The sequence below is a fragment of the Burkholderia sp. lig30 genome (assembly GCF_000687455.2).
In the GTDB taxonomy this organism is placed as follows: Bacteria; Pseudomonadota; Gammaproteobacteria; order Burkholderiales; family Burkholderiaceae; genus Burkholderia.
In genome coordinates this window covers 16,039-40,323 of the sequence record NZ_JGVW01000047.1, presented here as the reverse complement: position 1 = coordinate 40,323, position 24,285 = coordinate 16,039, and the positions used below count along the sequence as shown (strand labels likewise).

Below are 24,285 nucleotides of genomic sequence, written 5' to 3'. Positions count from 1 at the left end.
AGAGCCTCCCGATGGAAAAAGACGATCCGATCCTGCGCTACTACGAAGCGGAAATGCGCTACCTGCGCGAGTCCGGCAAGGAATTCGCGAAGGCGCATCCCGACCGCGCGCGCCTGCTCAACCTCGATCGCGTCGGCGATCGCGATCCGTACGTCGAGCGGCTCTTCGAAGGCTTCGCGTTCCTGACCGGCCGGCTTCGGCAAAAGCTGGACGACGAGCTGCCGGAATTGACCGAGGGCCTCGTGAGCCTGCTGTGGCCGCACTATCTGCGGATGATCCCGTCGCTGTCGGTGGTCGAGCTGATCCGGCCCGACGAGAAGCTGCAGAACACGGTCGTGGTGCCCGCCGGCGTTCCGGTGCGCTCCGCGCCGATCGCCGTGCCGCCGGCGCCTGGCGCCGAGGGCACGACGCCGAAAACCGTGCAGTGCAGGTACCGCACCACGCAGGCCGTGATGCTGCAACCGCTGTCGATCACGCATGCGGGGCCGGCGGTCCGGCACGATGGCCGTTCCGTGATCCGGCTCGGCTTCGAGCTCGAACACTCGGCGCGGCGGCAGGACACCGACCTGTCCCGGTTGCGCCTGCATCTGAGCGCCGATCTGCCGACCGCGTTCGCGATGCACCTGGCGCTGACGCGTCAGGTCGATGCGATTCACTGGCGCATTCCCGAAGTCCGCGACGGCGAAGCGATGCCGCTTGCCGGCGTCACGATCGAGCCGGCGGGGTTTTCGGCGGAGGAACGGCTGTGGCCGAAGGCCGATGCCGCGTTCTCGGGCTATCAGTTGCTGCTCGAATATTTCACGTTCCGCGAGAAATTCCTGTTCGTCGACCTGTGCGGACTCGGCGTCGACAGGCTGCCCAAAGGATCGACCCGCTTCGAGCTGGAATGCGTGCTCAAGGATGCGTATCCGTCGGATCAGCGGTTCAGCGCGGAGAACGTGCGGCTGTTCTGCAGTCCCGTGATCAACCTGTTCGAACTCGACGCGGAACCGATCGAAATCGATCACCACGAGACCGAGTATCGCGTGGTGCCGGCCGGCCATCAGGGCGAGCATGTCGAGACCTATTCGGTCGATGCGATCGAGACGTTCGACCACGACACGGCGGAGCGCTACGAATACGTGCCGTTCGCGACGTTCCGGCACCGCGGCGGCATGTTGCGGCACGAGGCGCCGGAGCGCTATTTCCATACGCGCGTGCGGCCGGGCGTGTCGGGGCTGCACGAGACGTGGGTGATACTCGGCGGTCACGCTTGGGAAACGATGCAGACCTTGCCGGAAGAAAGCCTGTCGCTGCGGGTGACCGGCACGAATGGCCTGTTGCCGCGCAAGGGGCTGCGCGAGGCGAGCATCGATGAACTCGCGGCGAGCACGCCGAATGTCGCCGGGGTGCGGAGTCTGGTGTCGCCGACGCTGCCGCTGTATCCGCCGACGGAAGACCGTTTCCAGTGGCGCGTGCTGTCGCACCTGGCGCCGAACTTCCTGTCGATGATGAACGCGGAGGTGCTGCGTGGCGCGCTGGCGCTTTACGACTGGTCGAACGACGAGCTGAACCGGCGGCGGCTCGCCGGCATTCTGTGGGTGTCGCAGGAACTGATCGAGGAAGTGTCGGGTGGCTCGGTCGAGCGCGGCGCGCGGATCGAGGTCACGCTCGATTCCCACGCGTTCGCGGGCGACGGCGACGTGATGCTGTTCGGCGAACTGCTGCACCGGTTCTTCGCGCTCTATGCCGACATCAACCTGTTCACGAAACTCGAGGTCGTCAGTTTGCCGTCCCGCAGCCGCATCGAATGGCCGCGCAGCAAGGCGGAGCGGGCAGCGCTATGAGTTCGCGCATCAGGCAGGAGGCCTCCGTGCGACCCGCGGGAAGCACCACTGGGGCAGGGCGCGAGCGGCCAGACCGCGAAGCGGGCGTTCCGCCGGTTCCGTTGATCGCGGTGTCGCTGCTCGCCCGTGCGCCGCAGATGAGTTTCATGCAGCTCTGCAGGCTGCTCGAGATGAACGTGCCGCACGCGCCGCACGCGCCGTCGAGCAGCGGCAGTCCCGGCGGGATGGATGTCCCGTCGAGCACCGAAGGCGACGCCTCGGTGGCAGGCGACCCTCCGGGGTTCGGCACGCGCGACACGCCCGCGCCCGAGCCGGTGCGTTTCCGGCCACGGCCGCGCATGGGCTTTCCGGCCGGCGAGATCGCGGCGGTCGAATTCGACGACGAGCAACGGCGTGTCCGGTCGGATGGCTGGCCCGATGCGCCGCCGACCGTGCGAACGACCTTCATGGGGCTGTACGGCGTCGATGCGGCGATGCCGTCGCACACGATCGACGAGATCGTGCTGCGCGAGGAAGGGCACGAGGTCGTCGAGGCGTTTCTCGACCAGTTCAATCACCGGTTCGTCACGCTGCTGTACCGTGCGTGGAAAAAGTACCGCTATCCGGAGAGTTTCCGCCCGGGCGGCGCCGATGCCCATTCGCGCAACCTGCTGTGCCTGGCCGGCTTCGGATGGGGCGACAAGCCGCAGCGTGCCGGCCTGACCGATTCGCGGATGCTCGCGCTGCTCGGCCTGCTGATCCAGCGCACGCGCACGCCTGAAGGCCTCGCCGGCGTCATCGCGCTGGCGGTGCCCGGCGCCGGGGTGCGCGTCGAGGAGTTCTTCCCGGCGATCACGCGCGCCGGCAGGCCGCAGCCGCTCACGTCGTCGGGCGCACCCGCGGCCGCCGCGACGGGCGGCACGCGCCGGGGGCTCGGTAGCGCGTACGTGCTCGGCCGGCGGCTCGCGTATCGCAGCCGCGCGGTGCGGGTCACGCTGCGTCCGGACGACGCCGGGCAGGCCCACGATCTGCTGCCGGGCGCGTGGCTGCATCGCGAGCTGATGGCGTTCGTGCAGCTCTACGTGGGCGTGAAGGCCGACGTCCACCTGCGCATGGAAGTTTCGTCGCGGCTCGCGCCCCGGCCGGCGATCGGCCAGGCATCCGCCGGCCCGGCGCCGCGTCTCGGCTGGACGACCGTGCTGCCCGCCGCCGACGAACGCCTGATCAACATCGCGCTCGGGGTCTACGAGGTCTTTCCCGCGCCCGGGCCGAATCCGCATCTGAGTCCAACACCAGCCTGACCGAGGAATACCGATGTCCATCCGCTTCGCCATTTCAACTACTGCATCCGTCTTTCTGCTGTCGGCCTGTGGCGCGTGGCAGACCGTCTCGGACGCGTCGTCGAACGCCTATCGCACCGTGTTCTTCAAGCAGGTCAAGGTGCTGAAGGTCGATCTTTCCGCTCGCGACGCATTGAATCCGGACGATGCGGGCCGCGCGACGTCGGTTGCGGTGCGCGTCTATCAGCTCAAGGACCGCAAGATGCTCGACGGCGCATCGTACGAGGATCTGCTGAAGAACGACCGGACCGTGCTCGCGCAGGACCTGCAGGAGGGCATGTCGTCGGTGCTGAATCCGGGGGCGTCCGCGAGCCTGTCGCAGCCGATGCGGGCCGACACGAAGTACGTCGCGATCGTCGCGTTTTACCGCAATCCCGGCAGTGGCGACGGCTGGAAATACGTGATCGAGAAAAAGAAGCTCGACGCGGACAAGCCGCTGAGGCTCGAGCTGGTCGACCAGTTCCTGATCGCAGCGGGGGACGTGCGGCGGGATGCCGCCCGATGACACCGTGCCGGCGGACGCTCGCTTGCGAGCCAGCCTCGAAGAAAACGCATGGCGCAGCCCGATCCCCGCATTCGACGCCCCGCACCGTGAAATCCGGCTCCCGCCGGCCGCATCCGACGTCGACCGAAACGAACCAGCGATGACGATCGCATCGGCCTGCCGATCACGCGTGGCCGCGTTTCGCCGTCAGGCCGCCAGCGGAAAGCCGGAATCGAACGTCTCCCGCACGTTTAACGGCTGCCGCAGCAGGCCTGCCTTCAGGTAGAAATCGGCGGTGCGCTGCTGCTCGGCGACGACCGCCGCGTCGATCGGCTGCCAGCGCGTGCGGCGCCGCTCGAACTGCAGCCGGGCCGCCGGCTGCGGAATGCCGACGATGCGCGCGAGCGTCGCCGAGAACGCGTCGACGTGCTGGTACGACCACGCTTGCGCGCGCACGACGCGCCGCAGGAAGTCGCGCAGCACGTCGCGCTTCGACGCGATCGCCGCATCGGTCGCCGCGAGGTAGCTGAGCCCGGACCACAGGCCGCGCCCGTTGACGAGCACGCGCGCGCGGCCGCTCGTTTCCGCGAGCGCGGTGTACGGCTCCCAGGTCGCCCACGCGTCGATCGAACCGCTGGCGAGCGCGAGCATCGTGTCGGCGGGCGGCAGGAAGCGGAACGACACGTCGTTCGGCCCGAGTCCCGCGGCGTCGAGCGCCTTCAGCGTGACGAAGTGGCCGATCGAGCCGCGGGTCGTGCCGATCCGCCGGCCTTTCAGGTCGGCCGCCGTGCGCAGCGGCGCGTCGGGGCGCACGACGACGGCCGTGCCGTACGGATCGGAGCGGTTCGCGCCGATCACCTTGATCCGCGCGTCCGACGCGAGCGCGAAGATCACCGGCGCATCGCCGATCGGCCCGCAATCGACTGCGCCGGCATTCAGCGCTTCCGCGAGCGGCGCGGCCGCCGGAAATTCGCTCCATTCGATGTCGTAGCCGATGCCGTCCAGCGCGCCCGCCGCTTCGAGCAGCGCGCGCAGGCCGCCTTTCTGGTCGCCCGCGCGCAGCAGCGGGCGTGGCCCCGGTTGCGCACGAAGCGGGAACGGCGCGGCCGTCAGCGCGGCGATGGCGGCCGCGCGGGTAAGGAAATGACGTCGAGTCGGTTTCATCGTGAGGCTCATGGTCAATGGATCGTCGAAGGTTCCGGGGCAAGGGATCATCGAAGGTGTCAGTGCGGCAGCCCGGCCTGCACGTCGCGCACCGGGTCGGCGTCGACGCGCAGCAGCAGGGCGGTCAGCGGATCGCCGCCTGCCGTCCGGGCCGCCGCGCGGGCCGGGCCGGCCGCGCGGCAAAGCAGGTCGGCGTCGGACCAGCCGGCGTTGCCCGGTTTCGCCTGCGCGCGCAGCCAGCCGCGGCGGTCCGCGAGGAACTGCGTGCCGCCGAGCGCGTCGGGCGGCACGCCGGCAATCGTCGCGAACGCCTGCCATGCGCCGGGCGTGACGGCGATGCAGGCGGCGCGTTTGTCGATCGGGCGCACCGCCGCGGGGTCAGTCGCGACGACGAGCGTTTGCCAGCGCGCATCCTCGGGCGGCGGCAACGCGCCGGGCGCGAGCGCGACGACGCGCACGCGCTGGCCGTCGCGCCAGCGGGCAAGCGGTTGCGGCGCGCCGTCGGCACAGCGCACGTCGAGCGCGGGCAACGCGACCGGCACGGGCCACGCGCCGGCCTGCGCGCCGCTGCCGGCCGCCAGCGCCCGGACATAGTCGAGCACGGCCCACACCTCGCGCGGGTAGAGCCGCGTGCCGGTGCCCGGCATCGACGCCGCGCCGTCGCGCGCGTCGCGCATCCCGTGCCGCACCCGCCAGTACAGCTCGCCGTCGAGGCGCCGCGCCAGCAGCGTGCCGGCGAAGGTCGGCGGCCAGTGTGCGAGCGTCGCGGCAAGCGGGCCTTCGCCGCGCCCGTCGCTGCCGTGGCATGACGCGCAATGGTTCTGATACAGCCGCGCGCCGAGCACGACGCTCTCCACCGAAAACGGCGCGGGGTTGCGCTGGAAGCTGGTCGGCACGGCGGGCGCGAGCCACAGCGCGGCGGGCGGCCACGGCGCGCAGCCCGCGGCGAGCACGGCCGCCGTGACCCAGACGACGCGCCGCCTGCGCGCCGCGATCGCGACGCCCGCGAGCACGACGGCGAGCGCGGTGGCCGCGCAGGCGCCGGCGAGCTGGCGGGTCAGTCCGGCGTCGATGCGCAGCGTCTCGATCGCGATGCGCTGCGCCCACGGCCACGCGGCCTGGCCGTCGGCGTCGGCCGTCAGCCCGAGCAGATGCAGCAGTTGCGCGAGCGCGGCCTGCGCGGCATAGAGTCCTTGCAGGAACGCGAGCGGCCAATCGGCGACGGCCGGCGCGCTCATGGCCTGTGCGGCTGCGCCGCGACGATGCCGCGCATTTACCAGCTCGCGTCCAGGCCGAGGTGCCGCAGCGCCTCGTGCCTCAGCGCAGCGAAACGCGGATCGCCCCGATGCCGCGGATACGGCAGGTCGACGCGCAACTCGGCCGCGATACGGGCCGGCCGCGGGCTGAACACGATCACGCGCTGCGCGAGAAACAGCGCTTCCTCGACGTCGTGCGTGACGAGCAGCGCGGAGAAACCCTCGCGCTGCCACAGCGCGGTCAGTTCGGCCTGCATCGTCAGTCGCGTGAGCGAATCGAGCTTGCCGAGCGGCTCGTCGAGGATCAGCAGGCGCGGATCGTTGACGAGCGCGCGGGCGAGCGCGACGCGCTGCGCCATCCCGCCCGACAGCTGGTGCGGGAACACGCCCGCGAAGTCCTGCAGGCCGACGCGTTGCAGCGCCTCGTCGACGCGGTGCTGCGACGTGCGCAGCACGCCGCGCGCCTCGAGCCCGAGCGCGACGTTCGCGCGGACCCGCCGCCACGGATAGAGCGTGGGGTCCTGGAACACGACGATGCGCGACGGATCGGGCTGCACGATTGCTTCGCCATCCTGCGCGATGGCGCCGCGCCGTGGCGTTTCGAGGCCCGCGACGAGGCGCAGCAGCGTGGACTTGCCGCAGCCGCTCGGCCCGAGCAGCGCGACGAATTCGCCGGCCGCGACCGACAGCGTGACGTCGTCGAGCACCGGCAGCGGCCCGTCCGCGCCGTCGAACGCATGGCTGACGTGGCGCACGTCGATGCGCGCGCCGTGCGGCGCCACGCCGGATGAGGTGGACGCGGCGGCGGCGGGTTGGTCGAGCACGGTGGCGCTTACCATTTGACGGTTCCTTTCTGCCACGCGAGCGCGCGGTCGCGCACGACGAACAGCAGCGTGATCAAGCCGGAGAACAGCAGCGCCATCACGATCAGCGCCGCATACATGTTCACGTACGACGCCCAGCCCTGCGCCCAGCTCAGATACCAGCCGAGGCCGGACTTCACGCCCATCATCTCGGCGGTGACGAGCACGGTGAACGATGCGCTCAGGCCCATGAACAGGCCGACGAACACCTGCGGCAGCGCGGCGGGAATCGCGACGTGCAGCACGAGGAAGCGCGCGTTCGCACCGAGCGTGCGGGCGACGTCGTAATACTGCTTGTTGACGCTCGCGACGCCCGACCAGGTCAGCACCGCGACCGGAAAGCCGGTGGCGAGCGCGATCAGGAAGGCGGCCGCCGAGTAGCTCGACGGGAAGAAGTAGAACGTGAGCGGCAGGAGCGCGGTGGCGGGCACCGGCCCGAGCACGCGCAGCACCGGATGCACCCAGTAGCCGATGCGCCGCGACCAGCCGATCGACACGCCGACCGCGAAGCCCGCGGCGACGCCGTATGCGAAGCCGAGCCCGAGCAGTTTCAGCGTATTGCCGGCGCTGCCGAGCAGGCGCGGCCAGTCGTCGACGTAGACCTCGATCAGCGCCTGAGGCGGCGCGAAAAACGGCGTGGGCAGGAGGGCGGTTTTTGCGGTGAGGATTTCCCACGCGGCCAGGCCGAGCGGGAACGCGACGAGCCACGGGCCGGCCGGCCGCGCGCGGCCGAGCGTCGCGCGCAGGCCCGGCACGCGCGCGCCGATCGCGGCGACGACGGCGAGCAGCACGGCGGCGGCCCATGCGGCCGTGCCGAATGCGTCGGTATACGCCCAGTCGCTGAACCCGACGACCCGGTTCGGCCAAAGGCCTGCGACCGCGCCGAGCGCGGCCCAGGCGAGCGCCGCGACCAGACCGCCGCGCCACACCGGCGCGCGCGCCGCGGGCGCGGCGTCGCAGGCGGCGCATGCCGGGCGCGCTTGTGCCGTGGCGGGCGTGGCAGGCGCGACGCCGGCAGCGGGAGAAATTCGATCGATCGTCGACATCGCGTCACCCCAGCACGTTCGCGTAGACCTGGCGGGCGAACCGCTGCGGGTCGGTGCTCTTCTTGATCACGCCGATCCGCCGGAAATCGTCCGCATAGAACGCGATTTCGTTCTGCAGGTCGACGTCGGTCGGGTGATGCGTGTAGGTCAGCGTCGCATACAGCTTGCGCAGGTCGTCGGGATTGATCTTCGGCGAATACTTCGCGAACACCTTCGCCGCTTCGTTCGGATTGTCGTGCGTGTATTCGGTCGCCTGCACGATCGCGCGGGCGAGCGCCGCCGCCGTGGGACGGTCGTTGCGCACCAGCTCGCCGCGCGCGCCGATCACGCAGCACACCTTGCGCGCGTATTCGCCGGACAGGTTGGTCGCCAGCTCGGTGTACGCGCCGTTGCTGCGCTTCTCGAGCAGATACAGGTTCGGGTCGCCGTCGGCGATCGCCTGGATCTCGCCCTTGTCGACCGCGACGCCGAGCAGGTCGGCCGGATACTGCCGCCACGTGATGTCGCGCTCCGGATCGATGCCGTTCTTCGCGAGCAGGATCGAGAAGAAGTGCTTGCCCGGCGCGGCCAGGTCGCTCACGCCGACGGTCTTGCCCTTGAGCGCCTGCAGGGTCGTGACGCCGGCCGCCTTCGCGCCGATCAGGCGCACGCAGCCGCCGTGCGAGCTGCCGATGATCTTCACGTCGAAACCCGCTTCGAGCGGCTTGAGCCAGCGATGGATCATCCCGACCGCCGCATCGGCCTTGCCGGTCGCGATCGATTCGAGCAGCTGGTCGGTCGAGCCGCTGTAGTTGATCAGCTCGACCTGCAGGCCGTTCTTCTCGAAGAAGCCGCGCTCCTGCGCGACGACGATCGGCGTCAGGCAGAACGCGCTCTGGTTCCACGCGAAGGTCAGTTTTCTGAGCGGCGGCGCGGACCATACGTTGCGGCCGAGCGTGAGCGCGGGCGCGGCCAGCGCGGCCGCGCCCGCCGCGCGCAGCAGGCGGCGGCGATTGATGCCGCGGGCGTCGTCGGGGCCGGGCGGGATACCGGTTGGGCGAGTCATCGGTAGATCTCCAGTAGAGCGAATCAAATGAGGCGAATCAATCGAGCAGGTCGGGCTCGTCGGCGGCGACGCGCGCATACAGGCTGTCGAACGCATGCAATGCGCCGTCCGGGCCGCCGATCTGGCCGTGCGTGTGGCGCGCGGTCGCGGCGTCGATCGGCTGCGGGGTGCCCGCGGCCTCGGCGAGCAACTGGGTGTGCGCGGCGTTGTCGAGCGCGATGTACCACCAGGCCGCCGCCTCGACGCTCGGGCCGGCGGTCAGGATGCCGTGGTTCTTCAGGATCGCGCCCTTGTGCGTGCCGCCGCCGGGCTTCGCGAGCGCTTGCGCGATCCGCGCGCCTTCGCGCGTGTCGACCACCATGCCGGTGAAATCGTCGAATAGCGCGTGATCCTCATGGAATACGCATGCGTCCTGCGTCAGCGGATCGAGCAGCCGACCGAGCGTCGACCAGGCCTTGCCGTACGTCGAGTGCGTGTGCGCGGCCGACACGACATGCGGATGCGCGTCGTGGATCGCGGCGTGGATCGCGAACGCGGCCTGGTTCAATGGCCGGTCGCCGATCACGGTCTCGCCGCGCGCGTTCACGAGCAGCAGGTCGGACACCCGGATGCGCGAGAAATGCACGCCGAGCGGATTGACCCAGAAATGGTCCGGCAGCTCGGGGTCGCGCGCGGTGATGTGCCCGGCGAGGCCGGCATCGAAGCCGAAACGCGCGAACAGGCGGAACGCGCCCGCGAGGCGCGCTTGCCGGTGGCGCCGTTCGGCGGCGATGTCGGCGCGCGGCGCGGGCGGGTCGAACCAGAAGTGTTGGCGGGGCGTCCCGGCGAGCACGAGGCCGGACGCAGTGCGGGGCGGCAGGACGGCGGACATGCGCAGGCGCTCCTGTCCGGTCACGCCGCGCGGCGCGCGGCATCGCGCACGGCGACGCCGGCGCGTACGCGCGGGATCAGCTCGCGCCCGTAGTCGATCGCGTCGTCGAGCGGATCGAAGCCGCGGATCAGGAACGTCGTGACGCCGAGGTCGTAATAGTCGAGCAGCGCATCGGCGACCTGTTCGGGCGTGCCGACGAGCGCCGTCGAATTGGAGCGCGCGCCGGTCAGTTTCGCGATCTCGGTCCACAGGCGCTTGTCGACGCGCGTGCCGCGATCGGCGGCGGCGAGCAGGCGGCGTGCGCCTTCGCTCTGCAGCGGGCTGCCCGCCGCGAGGCCGGCCGCGTCGCGCAGCCGGCGCGTCTCGTCGAGAATCCGGTGCGCGCGCGCCCACGCTTCATCCTCGGTGGCCGCGAGAATCGGCCGGAACGATACGGAAAAGCGCACCTGCCGGCCATGCTTCGCCGCTTCGGCCCGCACCCGCGCGGTCAGCTCGCGCACCTGGTCGAGCGATTCGCCCCACAGCGCGTAGACGTCGGCGTGCTTGCCCGCGACCGCGAGCGCCGCCGGCGACGCGCCTCCGAAGTAGATCGGCACGTGCGGCGACTGGGCCGGCTTCACTTCGGAATAGCCCTGCCGGAAGCGGTAATGGACGCCCTCATGGTCGAACGGCCGATCCTCGGTCCAGATCCGGCGCAGGATGCCGAGATACTCGTCGGTGCGCGCGTAACGCGCGTCGTGGTCGAGGAAGTCGCCGTCGCGCTGCTGCTCGTCGTCGGAGCCGCCCGAGATGATGTGCACCGCGAGCCGGCCACGGCTGAACTGGTCGAGCGTCGCGAGCTCGCGCGCGGCGAGCGTCGGCGCGATGAAGCCGGGGCGATGTGCGAGCATGAAGCGGACCCGCTCGGTCACGGCGGCGGCGTACGCGATCGTCAGCGTCGCCGACGGGCTGGTCGAGCGGTGCGGCACCAGAATCCGGTCGAAGCCGGCCGTTTCATGCGCGCGGGCGAAGTCGCGCACGTAATCGGGGTCGACGGCATTGCCGTGGGGCGGGTGGATCTCCGACTGTTTCTGGCTCTGGATCATGCCGATGAATTCGACGCTCATCTGGGTCTCCGGTGCAAGGACGTTCCGGCGCGCGGGCCGGGGGAACGGATGGCTGTGCCGGGCCGCCGTCATCGGCGGGACCGGACACGACTGGAGCGCAGATTACCGTCGGGATCATGCAATTTGTAAATAATAAATATCGGATTCCATATCTGATTTGCATGGTTTGAGCGATTGCCGGATACGCCTACGCTAGGCGCTGCCGGTCGATCGGCGCGCCCCGGGCGGGCGCCGCGACTGGCTTACCGTAGCCCGCCTGAACGAGGGAATCCGAGTCGATGTCCGTGCGCCTTGCTGTTTCGCAGCCGCAGCCGCTGCACCACTTGCCTGCCGACGACGCGCGCCTTGACGCGTTGCTCGCGCAACTTGCGCCCGAGTTGGCCGCCGATGCCGCGCGCAACGACGCGCCGGGCCGCTTTCCCCATGAAAATCTCGCGCGGCTGCGCCGTGCCGGGCTGATCGCGCAGGTGGCGCCGCGCGAATACGGCGGCGCGGGCGCGACGCTCGCGCAGGCGAGCCGCATCGTCGCCGCGGTGGCGCGCGCCGATGCCGCGACCGCGCTCGTGCTGACAATGACGTATCTGCAGCATCGCGCGCTCGGCCGGGCGGACAGCCGCTGGCCCGAGCGGTTGCGGCGCGCGGTGTTCGAGAGCGCGGTGGCGGACGGCGCGTTGATCAACGCGCTGCGCGTCGAGCCGGCGCTCGGCTCGCCTGCGCGCGGCGGGCTGCCCGCGACGATCGCGCGCCGCGACGGCGACGGCTGGCGGCTGTCCGGCCACAAGCTTTACAGCACCGGGATTCCGGCGCTGCGCTGGCTGGCGGTGTGGGCGCGCACGGACGACCCGCAGCCGCGCGTCGGCGTGTTCCTGGTGCCGCGTGCGCCGGGTGGCGACGACGCGGGCATTCGCGTGATCGAGAGCTGGGATCACCTCGGCTTGCGGGCATCGGGCAGTCACGAGGTCGTGTTCGACGACGTGCGGCTGCCGGCCGACCACGCGGTGGACGTGCGCGCGCCCGACGCCTGGGCGTCGGCGGACGCGAGCCAGGCGGACCTCGATGCGCACACCGACCAGCAGGCGTGGATGATCGTGCTGCTGGGAAGCCTGTACGACGCGGTGGCCCGCGCGGCGCGCGACTGGCTGATCGGCTTCGTCCGCGCGCGCACGCCGGGCGGGCTCGGCGCGCCGCTCGCGCCGCTGCCGCGCGTGCAGGAGGCGATCGGCGAGATCGACGGCTGGCTGCTGACGAATCGGGTGCTGCTCGACGACGCGATCGCGCGCGCCGACGCGGGCGTGCCGCCGACGGTCACGGCGAGCGGCCTCGTCAAGCGCACGGTGACGGATCACGCGATTCGCGTGGTCGAGCAGGCGTTGCGGCTGACGGGCAATCACGGCCTGAGCCGCAGCAATCCGCTCGAACGGTACTACCGCGACGTGCTGTGCGGCCGCGTGCATACGCCGCAGGACGATTCGATCCTGACGGCGGCCGGGCGGGCCGCGCTGGATGCAGCGGCGCGCGACGCGCAACGGCAGGCGGGCGGCGATGACGCTTGAACGACGGGCTGCGGCCGCGCCGCTTGGGCCGCTTGCGACATCCGTGCAGCCAGTGCTTCCAGTGCTGCTTGGGTCACCCGTGCAATCTGTGCCGCCTGGGCCACCAGTATCGCCAATACCGCCCGAGCCTCCAGAGCCTCCAGAGCAGCCAGAGCAGCCAGAGCAGCCAGAGCCGGGCGGTGCGCAGCGGCGTTCAGGCTGCGTCGTTCGCCGCGTCGCTCAGACGCGCGAAGCACTGGCGTGCCTGGTCGCCGAGCGCGGTGAGCGGGGCGGCGAACCGGCTCGCGTCTTCGCGCCTGAGCAGCCACAGATCGATCTGGGGCTTGAAGTCCGCGACCTGAAGGATGTCGAGTGCATCGCGAAGCGGGCTGCGCTCGACGAGCGGCAGCGGCACGAGGCCGAGGCCGGCGCCGTTCGCGACGCTCTGCAGCTGCAGTTCGCGGCCGTAGGTGTCGAGCCTGACCTGCAGCGGCAGGCCCTGCGCGTCGAGCGCGCGCCGCAGCCCCGCGCGAAACCCGCAGCCGTCCGGATTCAGCACCCAGCCGCGCGCGTGGCAGTCCGCGAGCCGGTAGCTGCGTCGCGGCCACTCGCCGCGGCGGCCGACCACGACGAGCGGCGTCGTCAGCAGCCGCTCGCCTTCGACGTGCGGCGGCAGCACCATCTCCCGCGCGAGGAACACGAGCGCCGCGTCGAGCTCGCGGCGCGCGACGCGCTCGACGAGCGTGCCGCCCCACGCGGTGACGATCTGCGGCGTCAGCGCCGGCCATCGCTCGCCGAGCGTCGCGAGCAGGTCGAGCAGCATCAGCTCGCCGATGCCCTGCGTGAGCCCGAGACGGAACGCGCCGGCCGGCGGCAGGTGCGCGGCCGTCAGCTCGCGCAGCGCGTCGACCTCGCGCAGGATCGCGCGGCACTGTTCGTGAACCCGCCAGCCGATGTCGGTCGGGCGCGGCGGCTTCGTGTTGCGGTCGAGCAGCATCACGCCGAGCGCTTCCTCGAGGTTCTGCACGCGCCGCGTGATCGCAGGCTGCGTGATGCCGAGCTCCGCCGCCGCCTGGCTGAGCGACTGGCAGCGCACGACCGCTGCAAAAGCGTCGATATCGCTAATTTTCATGTTTGTTCTGCATGGTATTTCAGGTGCATCATGTCAAATCATCATATTCGAAGAGGCCGCCGATGAGTACGCTTTCGTTGCAGGAACCTTCGTCCGCGCCGTTGCGCCGGTTCGTCGACGGGCTGGACGCGCTGCTCGCGTCCGGCGCGGACGAGCCGCGGATTCTCGACGAGGGCGGCGCGCTGCTGGCCGCGCTGGTCGCACGCGACGACTGGCTGCCCGACGCGTACGCGCAGCCGGATCCGGCGCGCTATCGCCAATATCTGCTGTACCGCGACCCGGACGAGCGGTTCTCCGTCGTGAGCTTCGTCTGGGGGCCGGGCCAGACCACGCCGATCCACAATCACACCGTCTGGGGGCTGATCGGCATGCTGCGCGGTGCCGAGTTCTCGCAGCCGTACAGCCTCGACGCAGGCGGCCGGCCGGCCGCCGCGGGCGACGCCGTGCAGCTTCGGCCCGGGCAGGTGGAGGCGGTGTCGCCGCGCGTCGGCGACATCCATCGCGTCAGCAACGCGCTTGCCGATCGGGTGTCGATCAGCATCCACGTGTATGGCGCCGACATCGGCAAGGTCGAACGCGCGGTGTTCCTCGACGACGGCACCGTCAAGCCGTTCGTGTCCGGCTATTCGAATACCTCCCATTCATACCCCGCGTGGTCCGCTGCGGACATGCGCGCTCGTCTGCTGGCCAGTGACGAAATCGCGCTGATCGACGTGCGCGAGGAAGACCCGTACGCACAAGGCCATCCGCTGTGGGCCGCGAACTTTCCGCTGTCGAAGCTGGAACTCGACGCGTGGACGCGGATTCCTCGCCGCGACACGCCGATCGTCGTCTACGGCGACGCGCTCGGCGAGGATCTCGCGCCGCGCGCGGCCGACGTGCTCGCGCGGCTCGGCTACACAAAGGTCGGGCTGCTCGAAGGCGGTCTCGCGGGCTGGCGCGACGCCGGCGGCGAGCTGTTCATCGACGTGAACGTGCCGAGCAAGTCGTTCGGCGAATGGGTCGAGGCGGCGCGCCATACGCCGTCGCTGCCGGCGCAGGAGGTCCAGCGCATGATCGACGCGCGCGCGGACGTGGTGATCGTCGATGCGCGCCGTTTCGACGAATACCAGACGATGAGCATCCCGACCGCGACGAGCGTGCCCGGCGCGGAGCTGGTGCTGCGCGTGCGCGCGCTCGCGCCGGACCCGGCGACGCAGGTGATCGTCAACTGCGCGGGCCGCACGCGCAGCATCATCGGCACGCAGTCGCTGATCAACGCGGGCCTGCCGAACCCGGTCGCGGCGCTGCGCAACGGCACGATCGGCTGGACGCTGGCGGGCCAGGCGCTCGAACATGGCGCGGCGCGGCGCTTTCCCGATCCGGTCGGCGAGACGGTGCGTGCCGACGCGCGCCGCGCCGCGCGCGCGGTGGCCGAGCGGGCGGGCGTTGCGCGCATCGCGCTGCGCGACGTCGACGCGCTTGCCGCGCCCGGCCGCACGCTGTACCGCTTCGACGTGCGCACGCCCGACGAGTATGTGGCGGGCCACCTGCCGGGCTTCCTGAGCGCGCCGGGCGGCCAGCTCGTGCAGGAAACCGATCATCACGCGCCGGTGCGCGGCGCGCGGATCGTGCTCGCCGACGACGATGGCGTGCGTGCCGACATGACGGCGTCGTGGCTCGCGCAGATGGGCTGGGACGTGCGGGTGGTCGATCCGGCCGATGCGCGCGCGTTCGGCGCGACGGGCGAGCCGCCGCGCGACGTGCCGGCCACGCCCGGCGTGGCGGAGATCGCGCCGGCGACGCTGGCGGCGTGGCTGCGCGACGCGGCGCCGGACGAGGTCGCGGTGATCGACCTGACCGCGAGCGCGAACTACGTGAAGCGCCATATCCCGGGCGCATGGTTCGCGTTGCGCGCGCAGCTGCGCGACGCGCTCGCGACGATCCCCGCCGCGAAGCGCTATGTGCTGACCTGCGGTTCGAGCCTGCTGGCCCGCTTCGCGGCGGCCGATGCGCGGGCCGCGCTGCCTGGCGGCGCGGAGATCCACGTGCTGGCGGGAGGCACCGCGGCCTGGATCGACGCTGGGCTGCCGCTCGAAAGCGGCGAGACCCGGCTGGCGTCGCCGCGGATCGATCGCTACCGGCGTCCGTACGAAGGCACCGACAATGCCGCCGCCGCGATGCAGGCCTATCTGGACTGGGAGTTCGGGCTGGTCGGGCAGCTCGGGCGCGACGGCACGCACGGCTTTCGCGTGATCTGACGCCGCCCGGCGCGCGGGGCCGGCGCCGGATGCACTACACTGGCGGGAATTTTGCATCGCCGCGCCGGGCGGAACGCCGGCAGGACGCGGCGATGCGGCGATCAGCGGGCATGCGGCGCCCGCGCCGGGACGGTTCGCGCGTCCGGCGCGGGCGCCGCATGCCGATTTTTCCGGACACATGGCACCCAATACCGACCCTGCTTATCTTCTCGGCGAACTCTTAAAGAACGTTTCCCGATCCTTCTATCTGACGCTGCGCGTGCTGCCCGACGGCATGCGCGATCCGGTCGGCCTCGCGTACCTGCTGGCGCGCGCGGCCGACACGATCGCCGACACCGCGCTCGTCGCGCCCGGCCGCCGCGCCGAGCTGCTGACGGCGCTGCGCACCAACATCGAACGGCTCGACGACGGCGAAGCGCTGTCGCGCGCGCTCGACGACGTGACGCGCCTGCAGGCGGATTCGCACGAGCACATCCTGCTCGGCTCGATGCGGCCGATGCTCGCGCTGCTGCGCGCGCAGGCGGCCGGCGATCGCGCGGCGATCCAGAAGGTCGTCGCCACGCTGACCTCAGGGATGGAATTCGATCTGGACACGTTCCCCGACGAACAGTCCGGGCAGGTCGCCGCGCTCGCCGGGCGCGACGACCTCGATCGTTACACCTACCTCGTCGCCGGCTGCGTCGGCGAATTCTGGACCGACATGACCGCCGCGCACACACGCGCGGCGCGCCGCTGGAACCTGCCGGACATGCGGGAGAAGGGGATTCGCTTCGGCAAGGCGCTGCAGATGACCAACATCCTGCGCGACTGCCCGAAGGATCTTCGGATCGGCCGCTGCTACCTGCCGCAGGACGTGCTCGCGGCGCACGGGCTGACGGTGGACGAACTGCTGTCGCCGGCTGCGTCGGCGCGCGCGCGGGGCGTGCTGTTCGACCTGCTGCGCACCGCGCTGGCGCAGTACCGCGATGCGTGCGCGTATACGCTCGCGATTCCACGCCGCTTCGTGCGGCTGCGGCTCGCGTGCCTGTGGCCGATCCTGATCGGCCTCGAGACGCTGGAGCTGCTCGCCCGCCACGACGCCTGGCTCGATCCCGCATCCCCGGCCAAGGTGCCGCGCAAGCGCGTGTACCGGATCATGGCCGGCTCGCTCGCGATCGTCGGCTCGAATGCCGCGATCCGCTCGCGCGTGACACGTCTCGTCGATGCCGTCGATACGCTGATCGCCCGTCCCGCACACTGAACCGGCCGTTCGCGGCCGCCGTCCCGCCGACACCCCGGCGTTCCGCCGGGGTGTATCTCGTTTCCCTTCTTCGGGTTTTCCCGGAAATCCCCCGCTGGACTCCGACATCGTTTCGGTTGCCGAAGCAACGGCATGCCGTTCGTTCGGCATGCTTGCTCGTCTGTTTTTGTTGGGTTCGGAGCGATGCGTCTGCGGATATGTGTTCGGGCGTATGACGACATCGGACGCCCGTGCGGCGCCCGTCGAAATGTAAAGCTAGGGTTTTCACCGGGAATTGGCGGAAAGCCGCGTCAGGCGTACCGTCAGGCACGCGAACTAACTATTTAGTGAGTCATTGCGTTGCGTCGATCATACGATGACCGACCGGCCGTATTGGGGAATAGTCGGTAATCCGTCAGAATCGGTTTCACATGTACTCGCACATGTGCAGCAAACCACACCACAAAAGAATCAATTCTTTCAGGACGGAGATTCAATGAAAAAGCGCGTCGCTGTCGCCATGACGGCCGCCGGTCTCGCGGCGGCCACGGCTCACGCACAAAGCAGCGTGACCTTGTACGGTATCGTCGACAACGGTCTTTCCTATCAGAGCAGCGCGGCGCCGAGCGTCGGCGCCACCAGCGGCGGCCACGCGGCATGGAAGATGACGACAGGCGTGTGGGCGGGCAGCCGCTTCGGCCTGAAGGGCGCGGAAGATCTGGGCGGCGGCTCGAAGGCGATTTTCCAGCTCGAAGCGGGCGTGAACACCGCGAACGGCGCGTCGACCTTCTCGGGCGGCATCTTCACCCGCCAGGCGTGGGTCGGCCTGACCGATCCGACGTACGGTACGCTGACGGCCGGCCGCCAGTACACCGCCTACTACACGCTGCTGTCGCCGTATAGCCCGACCAACTGGCTGACCGGCTATTTCGGCGCGCACCCGGGTGATATCGACTCGCTGGACACGCTCTACCGCTCGAACAACTCGCTCGTCTACATGTCGCCGAGCTTCTACGGCCTCACGGTCGGCGGCTCGTACTCGTTCGGCGGCGTGGCGGGCAGCGTGAACCGCGGCTCGACGTGGAGCGCGGCGATCCAGTACATCAACGGCCCGGCAGGCATCGCGGCCGGTTTCCAGCGCGTCAACAACGCGACACTGGGCGGCGGCGTGTGGGGGGCGAACTCGACCGTGCAGAACGGGCTGACCACGAGCGGCGACGGCAACCAGACGGCAGTCTCGGCAATCAACAGCGGCTACCAGACGGCGCAGGCGCAGCAGCGCGTCGCGGTCACGGCCGGCTACCAGTTCACGCCGGCGTGGGACATCTCGGTGTCGTACTCGAACGTGCAGTACGTCCCGGGCTCGGGTTCGGCATTCCGCAACACGGCGATCTTCAACACGGCCGGCGCCGTGCTGCACTGGAAGCCGACGGCGACGTGGGATTTCGGCCTGGGCTATGCGTACACGAGCGCGTCGCAGGCGAACGGCGTCTCGGATTCGGCGAAGTATCACCAGGTCACGGCGTCGCAGTACTACAGCCTGTCGAAGCGCACCGGCCTGTACGCGGTCGAGGCATACCAGCGCGCGCAGGGCCAGACGCTGATCAACGGCAAGATCGTCGACGCGGTCGCGTCGATCGGCGACGGCTTCAACTCGTCGCCATCGACGTCGCGCAGCCAGGTGGGCGTGGGCGTCGGCCTGATCCACCGCTTCTGATTCCGCGCGGCGCGCGTGCGCCGCACCGGAACGCGGCAGCCGGCCGGCCTCGGGGCTGGCGCGGGCTGCTGGCCGAACCCCGCGCTTTTCGGAGCGCGGGGTTTTTGCATTTCCGGGATAACGGGATGCGGTGCGATTCAAGCATCGGAGATCGTTGCGCCGTGCGTCGGGGACGGGTGACGCTCACTCAGCGGTGTTCGCGACGCCACTCGCGCTTCCCCCCAATGCCTGAAACAGCGCCGCCGTGTCGGCGAGCCGGTCCGCCTGGGCGCGGGTGCGGTCGAGCGCCGTCTGCAGCGCCTGCCGCTGTGTATCGAGCAGCGCGAACTGGCTGATCCCGCCCGCCGCATATCGTGCGCCGGCGATCGCGTCGGCCGCGGCCGCCTCTTGCGCCGCGCGGTCGCGCGACTGCAACGCCGACGCGTCGGCTTCGACCGCTCGCATGGCGTCAGCGACCTGTTGCAGCGCCTGCAGCACGGTCTGCCGGTAGCCGGCGAATGCCGCGTCATAGGCCGCTTCCGATGCGCGCTTCTTCGCGCGTAGTTCGCCGCCGTGAAAAACCGGCTGCGTCAGGTTGAGGCCGACGTTCCAGATGTTCAGCCCGCTCACGACGTCGGCGATCCGCGTGCGCTCCGAACCCGCGCCGGCCGAGATCGCGAAGCGCGGATACAGGTTCGCGGTCGCGACGCCGACGTTCGCGCTGGCCTGATGCAGCAGCGCTTCCGCGGCCCGGATGTCGGGCCGTTCGCGCGCCAGCGTCGACGGCAGCGTGACCGGCAGCGTATCGGGCAGGCGCAGCGCGTCGAGCGGCACGTCCGGTAGGTCCGCTTGCGATGGCGGCACGCCGAGCAGGATCGCCAGCCGATGCTCGGCCTGCGCGAGCTGGGCCGCGAGCGGCGGCAGCGACGCCTGCGTCTGCGCGAGCAGCGTGCGCTGGCTGTGCACGTCGGCCAGCGATGCGCCGCCCGCCGCGTGGCGGGCTTCGGCGATCCGCAACTGGCGCGTCTGCGCGCCGACGAGCTGCGTCGTCAGCGCGATCTGCCGCTGCAGCGACGCGCGCCGGATCGCGCCGGACACGACGTTGCCCGCCAGCGTCAGGCGTGCCGCGTCGAGCTCGTACGACTGGTAGTCGACCTGGGCCATCAGCGCTTCGAGCGCGCGCCGGTTGGCGCCGAACACGTCGAGCACGTACGACACGCTGACGGACGCGTTGTACAGCGTAAACGGCGGCGGGTTCGGGACACTGGACAGGCCGACTGCCGCGATGTTGGTTCTCTGGCGCGTGCCGGACAGGCTCGCATCGACGCGCGGGAATTCGGTTGCGCCTGCCTCGGCCGTGTAGTTCTGCTGCGCCTCGACGAGCGTCGCGCGCGCTTCGTCGAGCGTCGGGCTGTGCCGCAGCCCCGTGTCGACGAGCCGGTTCAGCGCGTCCGAGCGAAACTGCGTCCACCACTGCGGCGGCGCATGATCGGCCGCGACGAATGCTTGCGCGGCGCCGGCCGCGCCGCTTGCCGACGCCGTCGTGGCGGGCGGCTCGCCGCGCGTATAGCCGGCCGTGGGCGGCGCGGCCGGCGTCCGGAAATCCGGCCCCACCGTGCACGCCGCGACCAGCATCGCGGCGGCGATGCCGGCGAGCGTGCGGCGGCGGGGGCATGAAGTCGGTGTCATCGGCGCTTTCCTGGTCGAGCGTGTCCTAGTCGAGCGTGCGCCGGTAGAAGCGCAGCGCGATGCCCATCACGACGATCGTGAAGACGGCGACCGGCCATACCGACGGCCACAGATCGACCCAGCCGTTGCCCTTGAGCAGCACGCCGCGCACGAGACGGTTGAAATAGGTGAGCGGCAGCAGGTTGCCGATGAACTGCGCCCATCGCGGCATGCCGGCGAACGGGAACATGAAGCCCGACAGCAGGATGTTCGGCAGGAAGTAAAACACGGCGAGCTGCATCGCCTGCAATTGATTCTGCGCGAGCGACGACAGCGTGATGCCGACCGTCAGGTTCGCGGCGATGAACAGCAGGGCGGACAGATAGATCGCGATCACGCCGCCGACGAACGGCACGTGAAACACGAAGCGCGACGCGGCGAGAATGATCGACACCTGGATCAGCCCGATGAACACGTAGGGCACGATCTTGCCCGTCATCACTTCGAGCGGCAGCGCCGGCGTCGCGAGCAGGTTCTCCATCGTGCCGCGCTCGCGCTCGCGGGTGATCGCGAGCCCGGTCATCATCACCATCGTCATCGTCAGGATCACGCCCATCAGGCCCGGCACGACGTTGTACTGCGTGATGCCTTCCGGGTTGTACAGGCGGTGCAGCTGCACGTCGAACGCCGCAGGGCGGCCGTTCAGGTGCGCGAGTGGCCCGGTCAGGTCCTTGTCCGCGACCGGCTTGACCAGCCCCGGCAACGCGCCGATCGCGGACGCGGTGGCGACCGGATCGGTCGCGTCCGCCTCGACGATCAGCGACGGCCGCTCGCCGCGCAGCAGCCGCCGCGAAAAATCGGCGGGCACCGTCAGCACGAACAGCACGTCGCCGCGCGCGAGCGCGTGCCGCCCGGCGGCTTCGTCGGGCAGCGTCTCGATGACGTCGAAGTACGCGGAATTCCGCATCCCGGCGATGAAGCTGCGCACGAACGGGCTCGGGTCGGCGACGATCACGGCGGTCGGCAGATGCTTCGGGTCGGTGTTGATCGCGAACCCGAACAGCGTGAGCTGGATGATCGGCACGCCGACGATCATCGCGAACGTCACCCGGTCGCGGCGCAGTTGCAGGAACTCCTTGAGCACGATGCTCCACCAGCGCGCGAACGAGAACGACAGCGGAAAGCGGAACCGTGCGATCACGATGAGGTGCCCCTGTCGTTGTCCGCCGCGTGGCTCATCATGTAGATGAACACGTCCTCGAGGCCGGTCTCGACCGGCGCGGCCTGCAGCGGCGTGCCGGTGGCGACGCGCCGCACAGTGGCCTCGAGCGCGCGGTGATCGCGCCCGCTCACGTGCAGCGCGGCGCCGAACACGACCGTCTGGTCGACGCCCGGCATCGTGCGCAGGCGTGCCGACAGCTCGGTCAGGCGCTCGCCGGTGATCGCCCACGTCGCGAGATCCTGCGATGCGACGACCTCGGCCGCGGTGCCTTGCGCGAGCAATTCCCCGTACGCGATGTACGCGAGCTTGTGGCAGCGCTCGGCCTCGTCCATGTAGTGCGTGCTGACGAGCACCGAGATGCCTTGCGCGGCGAGCCGGTGCAGCTCCTCCCAGAAGTCGCGGCGCGCGGCGGGGTCGACGCCCGCGGTCGGTTCGTCGAGCAGCAGCAGCTCGGGGCTGTGCAGCATGCAGGCGGCCAGCGCGAGCCGCTGCTTCCAGCCGCCCGACAGCGCGCCGGTCAGCTGGTTTGCGCGGCTCGCGAGCCCGAGCGTGTCGAGCGCGCGGGCCACCGCCTCCTTGCGGTCCGGCATCTGGTAGACGCGCGCGACGAAGTCGAGGTTCTCGCGGATCGACAGGTCGTCCCAGTAGGAAAAGCGCTGCGTCATGTAGCCGACGCGGCGCTTGATCTGCGCGCTCTCGCGCACGATGTCGTAGCCGAGGCAGGTGCCGCTGCCCGAATCGGGCGTGAGCAGCCCGCACATCATCCGGATCGACGTGGTCTTGCCGCTGCCGTTCGGGCCGAGGAACCCGAAGATCTCGCCGCGCGCGACGCGCAGCGACACGTTCTTCACGACGTGCTTCGTGCCGAAGCGCTTGTTCAGCTTGCTGACGTCGATCGCGTACGGGACGGGCGGCGCGTTCATCTCACCCTCACGGCGACAGGTTGCCCCGGATGCAGTTTCGGCGCATCGGCCGGCGCCGGCCGCGCCTCGACCATGAACACGAGCTTGGTGCGGCTTTCGTTGCTGTAGATCACGGGCGGCGTGTATTCGGCCTCGCCGGACACATAGGTGACGCGCGCGGGCACGTCGGCGGCGCAGCCGTCGCAATGGATGCTGACGGCGCGGCCGGGCGCGAGCGAGCCGACCACGGTTTCGGGCACGAAGAACCGCACCTTGACGTTCTGCGGCGGCAGCATCTGCACGACGGGGTTGCCTGCCTGCACCCATTCGCCGAGCCGGTACAGCGTGTCGTAGACGAGCCCGGCGGCCGGCGCCGCGACGCGCTTCTGGTCGAGCTTCCATTGCGCGGCGGCGACGGCCGCCTGCGCTGCCTCGACCTGCGCCGCCTGCGCGCCGATCTGCTGCGCGCGGCCGGGCAGGTTCGCGACGTCAACCTGGCTTTGCAGCTCGCGAACCTGGGCGGCCGTCGTTTGCGCCGCCGTGCGCGAATCGTCGCGCTGCTGCGCCGAGATTCCGCCGGCGCGGAACTGCGCTTCGTCGCGCACGCGCTGCTGCTCGGCCTTGCGCGCCTGCGCGGCGGCCTGCGCGAGCTGTGCCTTCGTCACGTTCACTTCGGGCGGCCGCTTGCCGGTTTGCAGATCCGCGAACTGCGCGCGCGCGGCGGCGAGCTGATGCTGCGCCTGCTGCAGCGCGGCGGTTTCGTTGACGGCTTCGAGCGCGAACGCCGGCGTGTCGGCGGCGACCGTCTGCCCGCGCTGCACGGCGAGTTGCGTCAGCGTGCCGGATTGCGACGACGACAGGTAGACGAATTCCCCTTCGACATAGCCTTGATAGGCCGCGCCGCTGTCGGCCGGCTGGCGTCCGCATCCCGCGATGCCGGCGATGCACACGGCGAGCGCGACCGTGACCGAACGCGCGCGCGTCATGGCGTGCTCCGCGTCGCGCCCGAATCGCGGGGCGTGGCGGCGGGGCGCATCCCGCATTCGAGCAGCGCGGCGACATGCCGCTGGAGCGAGGCGCGGTCGAGCGGCGGGAGCCCGCGTGCGCTCTGCCACACTTTCGAGGTCGCGAGCGGCAGCATCACGAGCGCGATCACCGAATTGAACAGCAACAGCGGATCGAGCGCCGGGTTGACCGTGCCCGCCTGCTGGGCGAGCCGGATGCGTTCCGCGAAACGCTTGAGGTGCTCGACCGGGATGCGGTCGATCATCCGCTCGCGCAGCAGCCCGCCTTCGTTGACGATCTCGCGCAGCCACAGCGGCGGCAGCCACGGCATCCGGCCGGTCACGTCGAAGAAGCGGGACACGAGTTCGTCGACGAGCGCGAACGGATCGTGCTCGATGCGGGCATCGGTCGGCCCCCACACGTATTCGATGACCGGCACCAGACGCTCCTCGACGATCGCGTCGAGCAGATGCGCGCGATTCGTGAAGTAGTAGTGAACCATCGCCGATGTGACGCCGGCTTCGTCCGCGATCTGCGCGACCGTGGTGGCGGCGATGCCGCGCTCGGCGAACAGGCGCGTGGCGATGTCCAGCATCTGGCCGCGCACGTCGACATCCTCGGTCGACGGACGGCGGCCGCGCGGTTTCGTGGCGATGGGCTTCGCGTTCATGCAGAAACACTAATTGATG

20 protein-coding genes are annotated in these 24,285 nt (G+C 70.4%); 7 read left to right on the top strand and 13 right to left on the bottom strand.

Annotated elements, in window-relative coordinates; genetic code table 11:
* The first annotated feature begins 11 nt into the window (after positions 1-11).
* From tssF to tssJ, 3 genes are read left to right on the top strand one after another with little or no spacing between them, the layout of a single operon-like run.
* A complete protein-coding gene (gene tssF / locus LIG30_RS02755; protein ID WP_038709447.1) occupies positions 12-1,826 on the top strand; it encodes a type VI secretion system baseplate subunit TssF in 1,815 nt (604 codons plus the stop codon).
* Entirely contained in the window at positions 1,823-3,106 is a 1,284-nt protein-coding gene (gene tssG, locus LIG30_RS02750) for a type VI secretion system baseplate subunit TssG (protein ID WP_038709445.1), read from the top strand. The genes tssF and tssG overlap by 4 nt, the downstream gene beginning before the upstream one ends.
* Before the next feature lie 13 nt (positions 3,107-3,119).
* A complete protein-coding gene (gene tssJ / locus LIG30_RS02745; protein WP_038709444.1) occupies positions 3,120-3,650 on the top strand; it encodes a type VI secretion system lipoprotein TssJ in 531 nt (176 codons plus the stop codon).
* Between the two features lie 186 nt (positions 3,651-3,836).
* Here the strand turns inward: tssJ and LIG30_RS02740 are convergent, their stop codons facing one another.
* From LIG30_RS02740 to LIG30_RS02710, 7 genes are read right to left on the bottom strand one after another with little or no spacing between them, the layout of a single operon-like run.
* Positions 3,837-4,793, bottom strand: a complete 957-nt coding sequence (locus LIG30_RS02740) for an ABC transporter substrate-binding protein (RefSeq protein WP_038709500.1) — start codon at positions 4,791-4,793, stop codon at positions 3,837-3,839.
* A 59-nt stretch (positions 4,794-4,852) separates the two neighbouring features.
* Complete coding sequence (locus tag LIG30_RS02735) at positions 4,853-6,031, bottom strand: c-type cytochrome (RefSeq protein WP_038709443.1); 1,179 nt, start codon at positions 6,029-6,031, stop codon at positions 4,853-4,855.
* 35 nt (positions 6,032-6,066) lie between these two features.
* Complete coding sequence (locus tag LIG30_RS02730) at positions 6,067-6,888, bottom strand: ABC transporter ATP-binding protein (protein ID WP_038709441.1); 822 nt, start codon at positions 6,886-6,888, stop codon at positions 6,067-6,069.
* Positions 6,882-7,958, bottom strand: a complete 1,077-nt coding sequence (locus LIG30_RS02725; RefSeq protein ID WP_038709440.1) for an ABC transporter permease — start codon at positions 7,956-7,958, stop codon at positions 6,882-6,884. The genes LIG30_RS02730 and LIG30_RS02725 overlap by 7 nt, the downstream gene beginning before the upstream one ends.
* A gap of 4 nt (positions 7,959-7,962) precedes the next feature.
* Positions 7,963-9,003 (bottom strand): ABC transporter substrate-binding protein, encoded by a 1,041-nt coding sequence (locus LIG30_RS02720; protein WP_038709439.1) that lies wholly within the window; start codon positions 9,001-9,003, stop codon positions 7,963-7,965.
* Positions 9,004-9,040: 37 nt separating this feature from the next.
* Complete coding sequence (locus LIG30_RS02715) at positions 9,041-9,874, bottom strand: class II aldolase/adducin family protein (RefSeq protein WP_038709499.1); 834 nt, start codon at positions 9,872-9,874, stop codon at positions 9,041-9,043.
* 20 nt (positions 9,875-9,894) lie between these two features.
* Positions 9,895-10,980: an LLM class flavin-dependent oxidoreductase gene (locus LIG30_RS02710; protein WP_038709438.1), complete on the bottom strand. Its 1,086-nt coding sequence runs from the start codon at positions 10,978-10,980 to the stop codon at positions 9,895-9,897.
* A 278-nt stretch (positions 10,981-11,258) separates the two neighbouring features.
* On the opposite strand from LIG30_RS02710, the gene LIG30_RS02705 reads away from it, so the two are divergent.
* The gene (locus tag LIG30_RS02705) at positions 11,259-12,533 is read left to right on the top strand and encodes an acyl-CoA dehydrogenase family protein (RefSeq protein WP_038709437.1); all 1,275 of its coding nucleotides are present in this window, start codon (positions 11,259-11,261) and stop codon (positions 12,531-12,533) included.
* Between the two features lie 193 nt (positions 12,534-12,726).
* On the opposite strand, the gene LIG30_RS02700 is transcribed toward LIG30_RS02705, so the two are convergent.
* A complete protein-coding gene (locus LIG30_RS02700; protein WP_038709435.1) occupies positions 12,727-13,644 on the bottom strand; it encodes a LysR family transcriptional regulator in 918 nt (305 codons plus the stop codon).
* 668 nt (positions 13,645-14,312) lie between these two features.
* Here LIG30_RS02700 and LIG30_RS02695 point away from each other — a divergent pair.
* The 3 genes from LIG30_RS02695 to LIG30_RS02685 all read left to right on the top strand — a co-directional run bounded on the left by LIG30_RS02695 (position 14,313) and on the right by LIG30_RS02685 (position 18,820).
* On the top strand, positions 14,313-15,884 hold the full coding sequence (locus LIG30_RS02695) for a rhodanese-related sulfurtransferase (protein ID WP_235510159.1): 1,572 nt from the start codon (positions 14,313-14,315) through the stop codon (positions 15,882-15,884).
* Between the two features lie 178 nt (positions 15,885-16,062).
* Positions 16,063-17,124, top strand: a complete 1,062-nt coding sequence (locus tag LIG30_RS02690) for a phytoene/squalene synthase family protein (RefSeq protein ID WP_038709434.1) — start codon at positions 16,063-16,065, stop codon at positions 17,122-17,124.
* A 475-nt stretch (positions 17,125-17,599) separates the two neighbouring features.
* Entirely contained in the window at positions 17,600-18,820 is a 1,221-nt protein-coding gene (locus LIG30_RS02685; protein ID WP_038709433.1) for a porin, read from the top strand.
* A gap of 183 nt (positions 18,821-19,003) precedes the next feature.
* Here LIG30_RS02685 and LIG30_RS02680 read toward each other — a convergent pair whose 3' ends face one another.
* The 5 genes from LIG30_RS02680 to LIG30_RS02660 are packed head-to-tail and all read right to left on the bottom strand — an operon-like array spanning position 19,004 to position 24,266.
* Positions 19,004-20,488 (bottom strand): efflux transporter outer membrane subunit, encoded by a 1,485-nt coding sequence (locus LIG30_RS02680; protein WP_051994836.1) that lies wholly within the window; start codon positions 20,486-20,488, stop codon positions 19,004-19,006.
* A gap of 25 nt (positions 20,489-20,513) precedes the next feature.
* Complete coding sequence (locus LIG30_RS02675) at positions 20,514-21,668, bottom strand: ABC transporter permease (RefSeq protein ID WP_152985986.1); 1,155 nt, start codon at positions 21,666-21,668, stop codon at positions 20,514-20,516.
* Entirely contained in the window at positions 21,665-22,612 is a 948-nt protein-coding gene (locus LIG30_RS02670) for an ABC transporter ATP-binding protein (protein ID WP_038709431.1), read from the bottom strand. Before LIG30_RS02670 ends, LIG30_RS02675 begins: the two co-directional genes overlap by 4 nt.
* On the bottom strand, positions 22,609-23,577 hold the full coding sequence (locus tag LIG30_RS02665; RefSeq protein WP_038709430.1) for an HlyD family secretion protein: 969 nt from the start codon (positions 23,575-23,577) through the stop codon (positions 22,609-22,611). Before LIG30_RS02665 ends, LIG30_RS02670 begins: the two co-directional genes overlap by 4 nt.
* Positions 23,574-24,266: a TetR/AcrR family transcriptional regulator gene (locus tag LIG30_RS02660; protein WP_038709429.1), complete on the bottom strand. Its 693-nt coding sequence runs from the start codon at positions 24,264-24,266 to the stop codon at positions 23,574-23,576. The genes LIG30_RS02665 and LIG30_RS02660 overlap by 4 nt, the downstream gene beginning before the upstream one ends.
* Between the last annotated feature and the right edge of the window lie 19 nt (positions 24,267-24,285).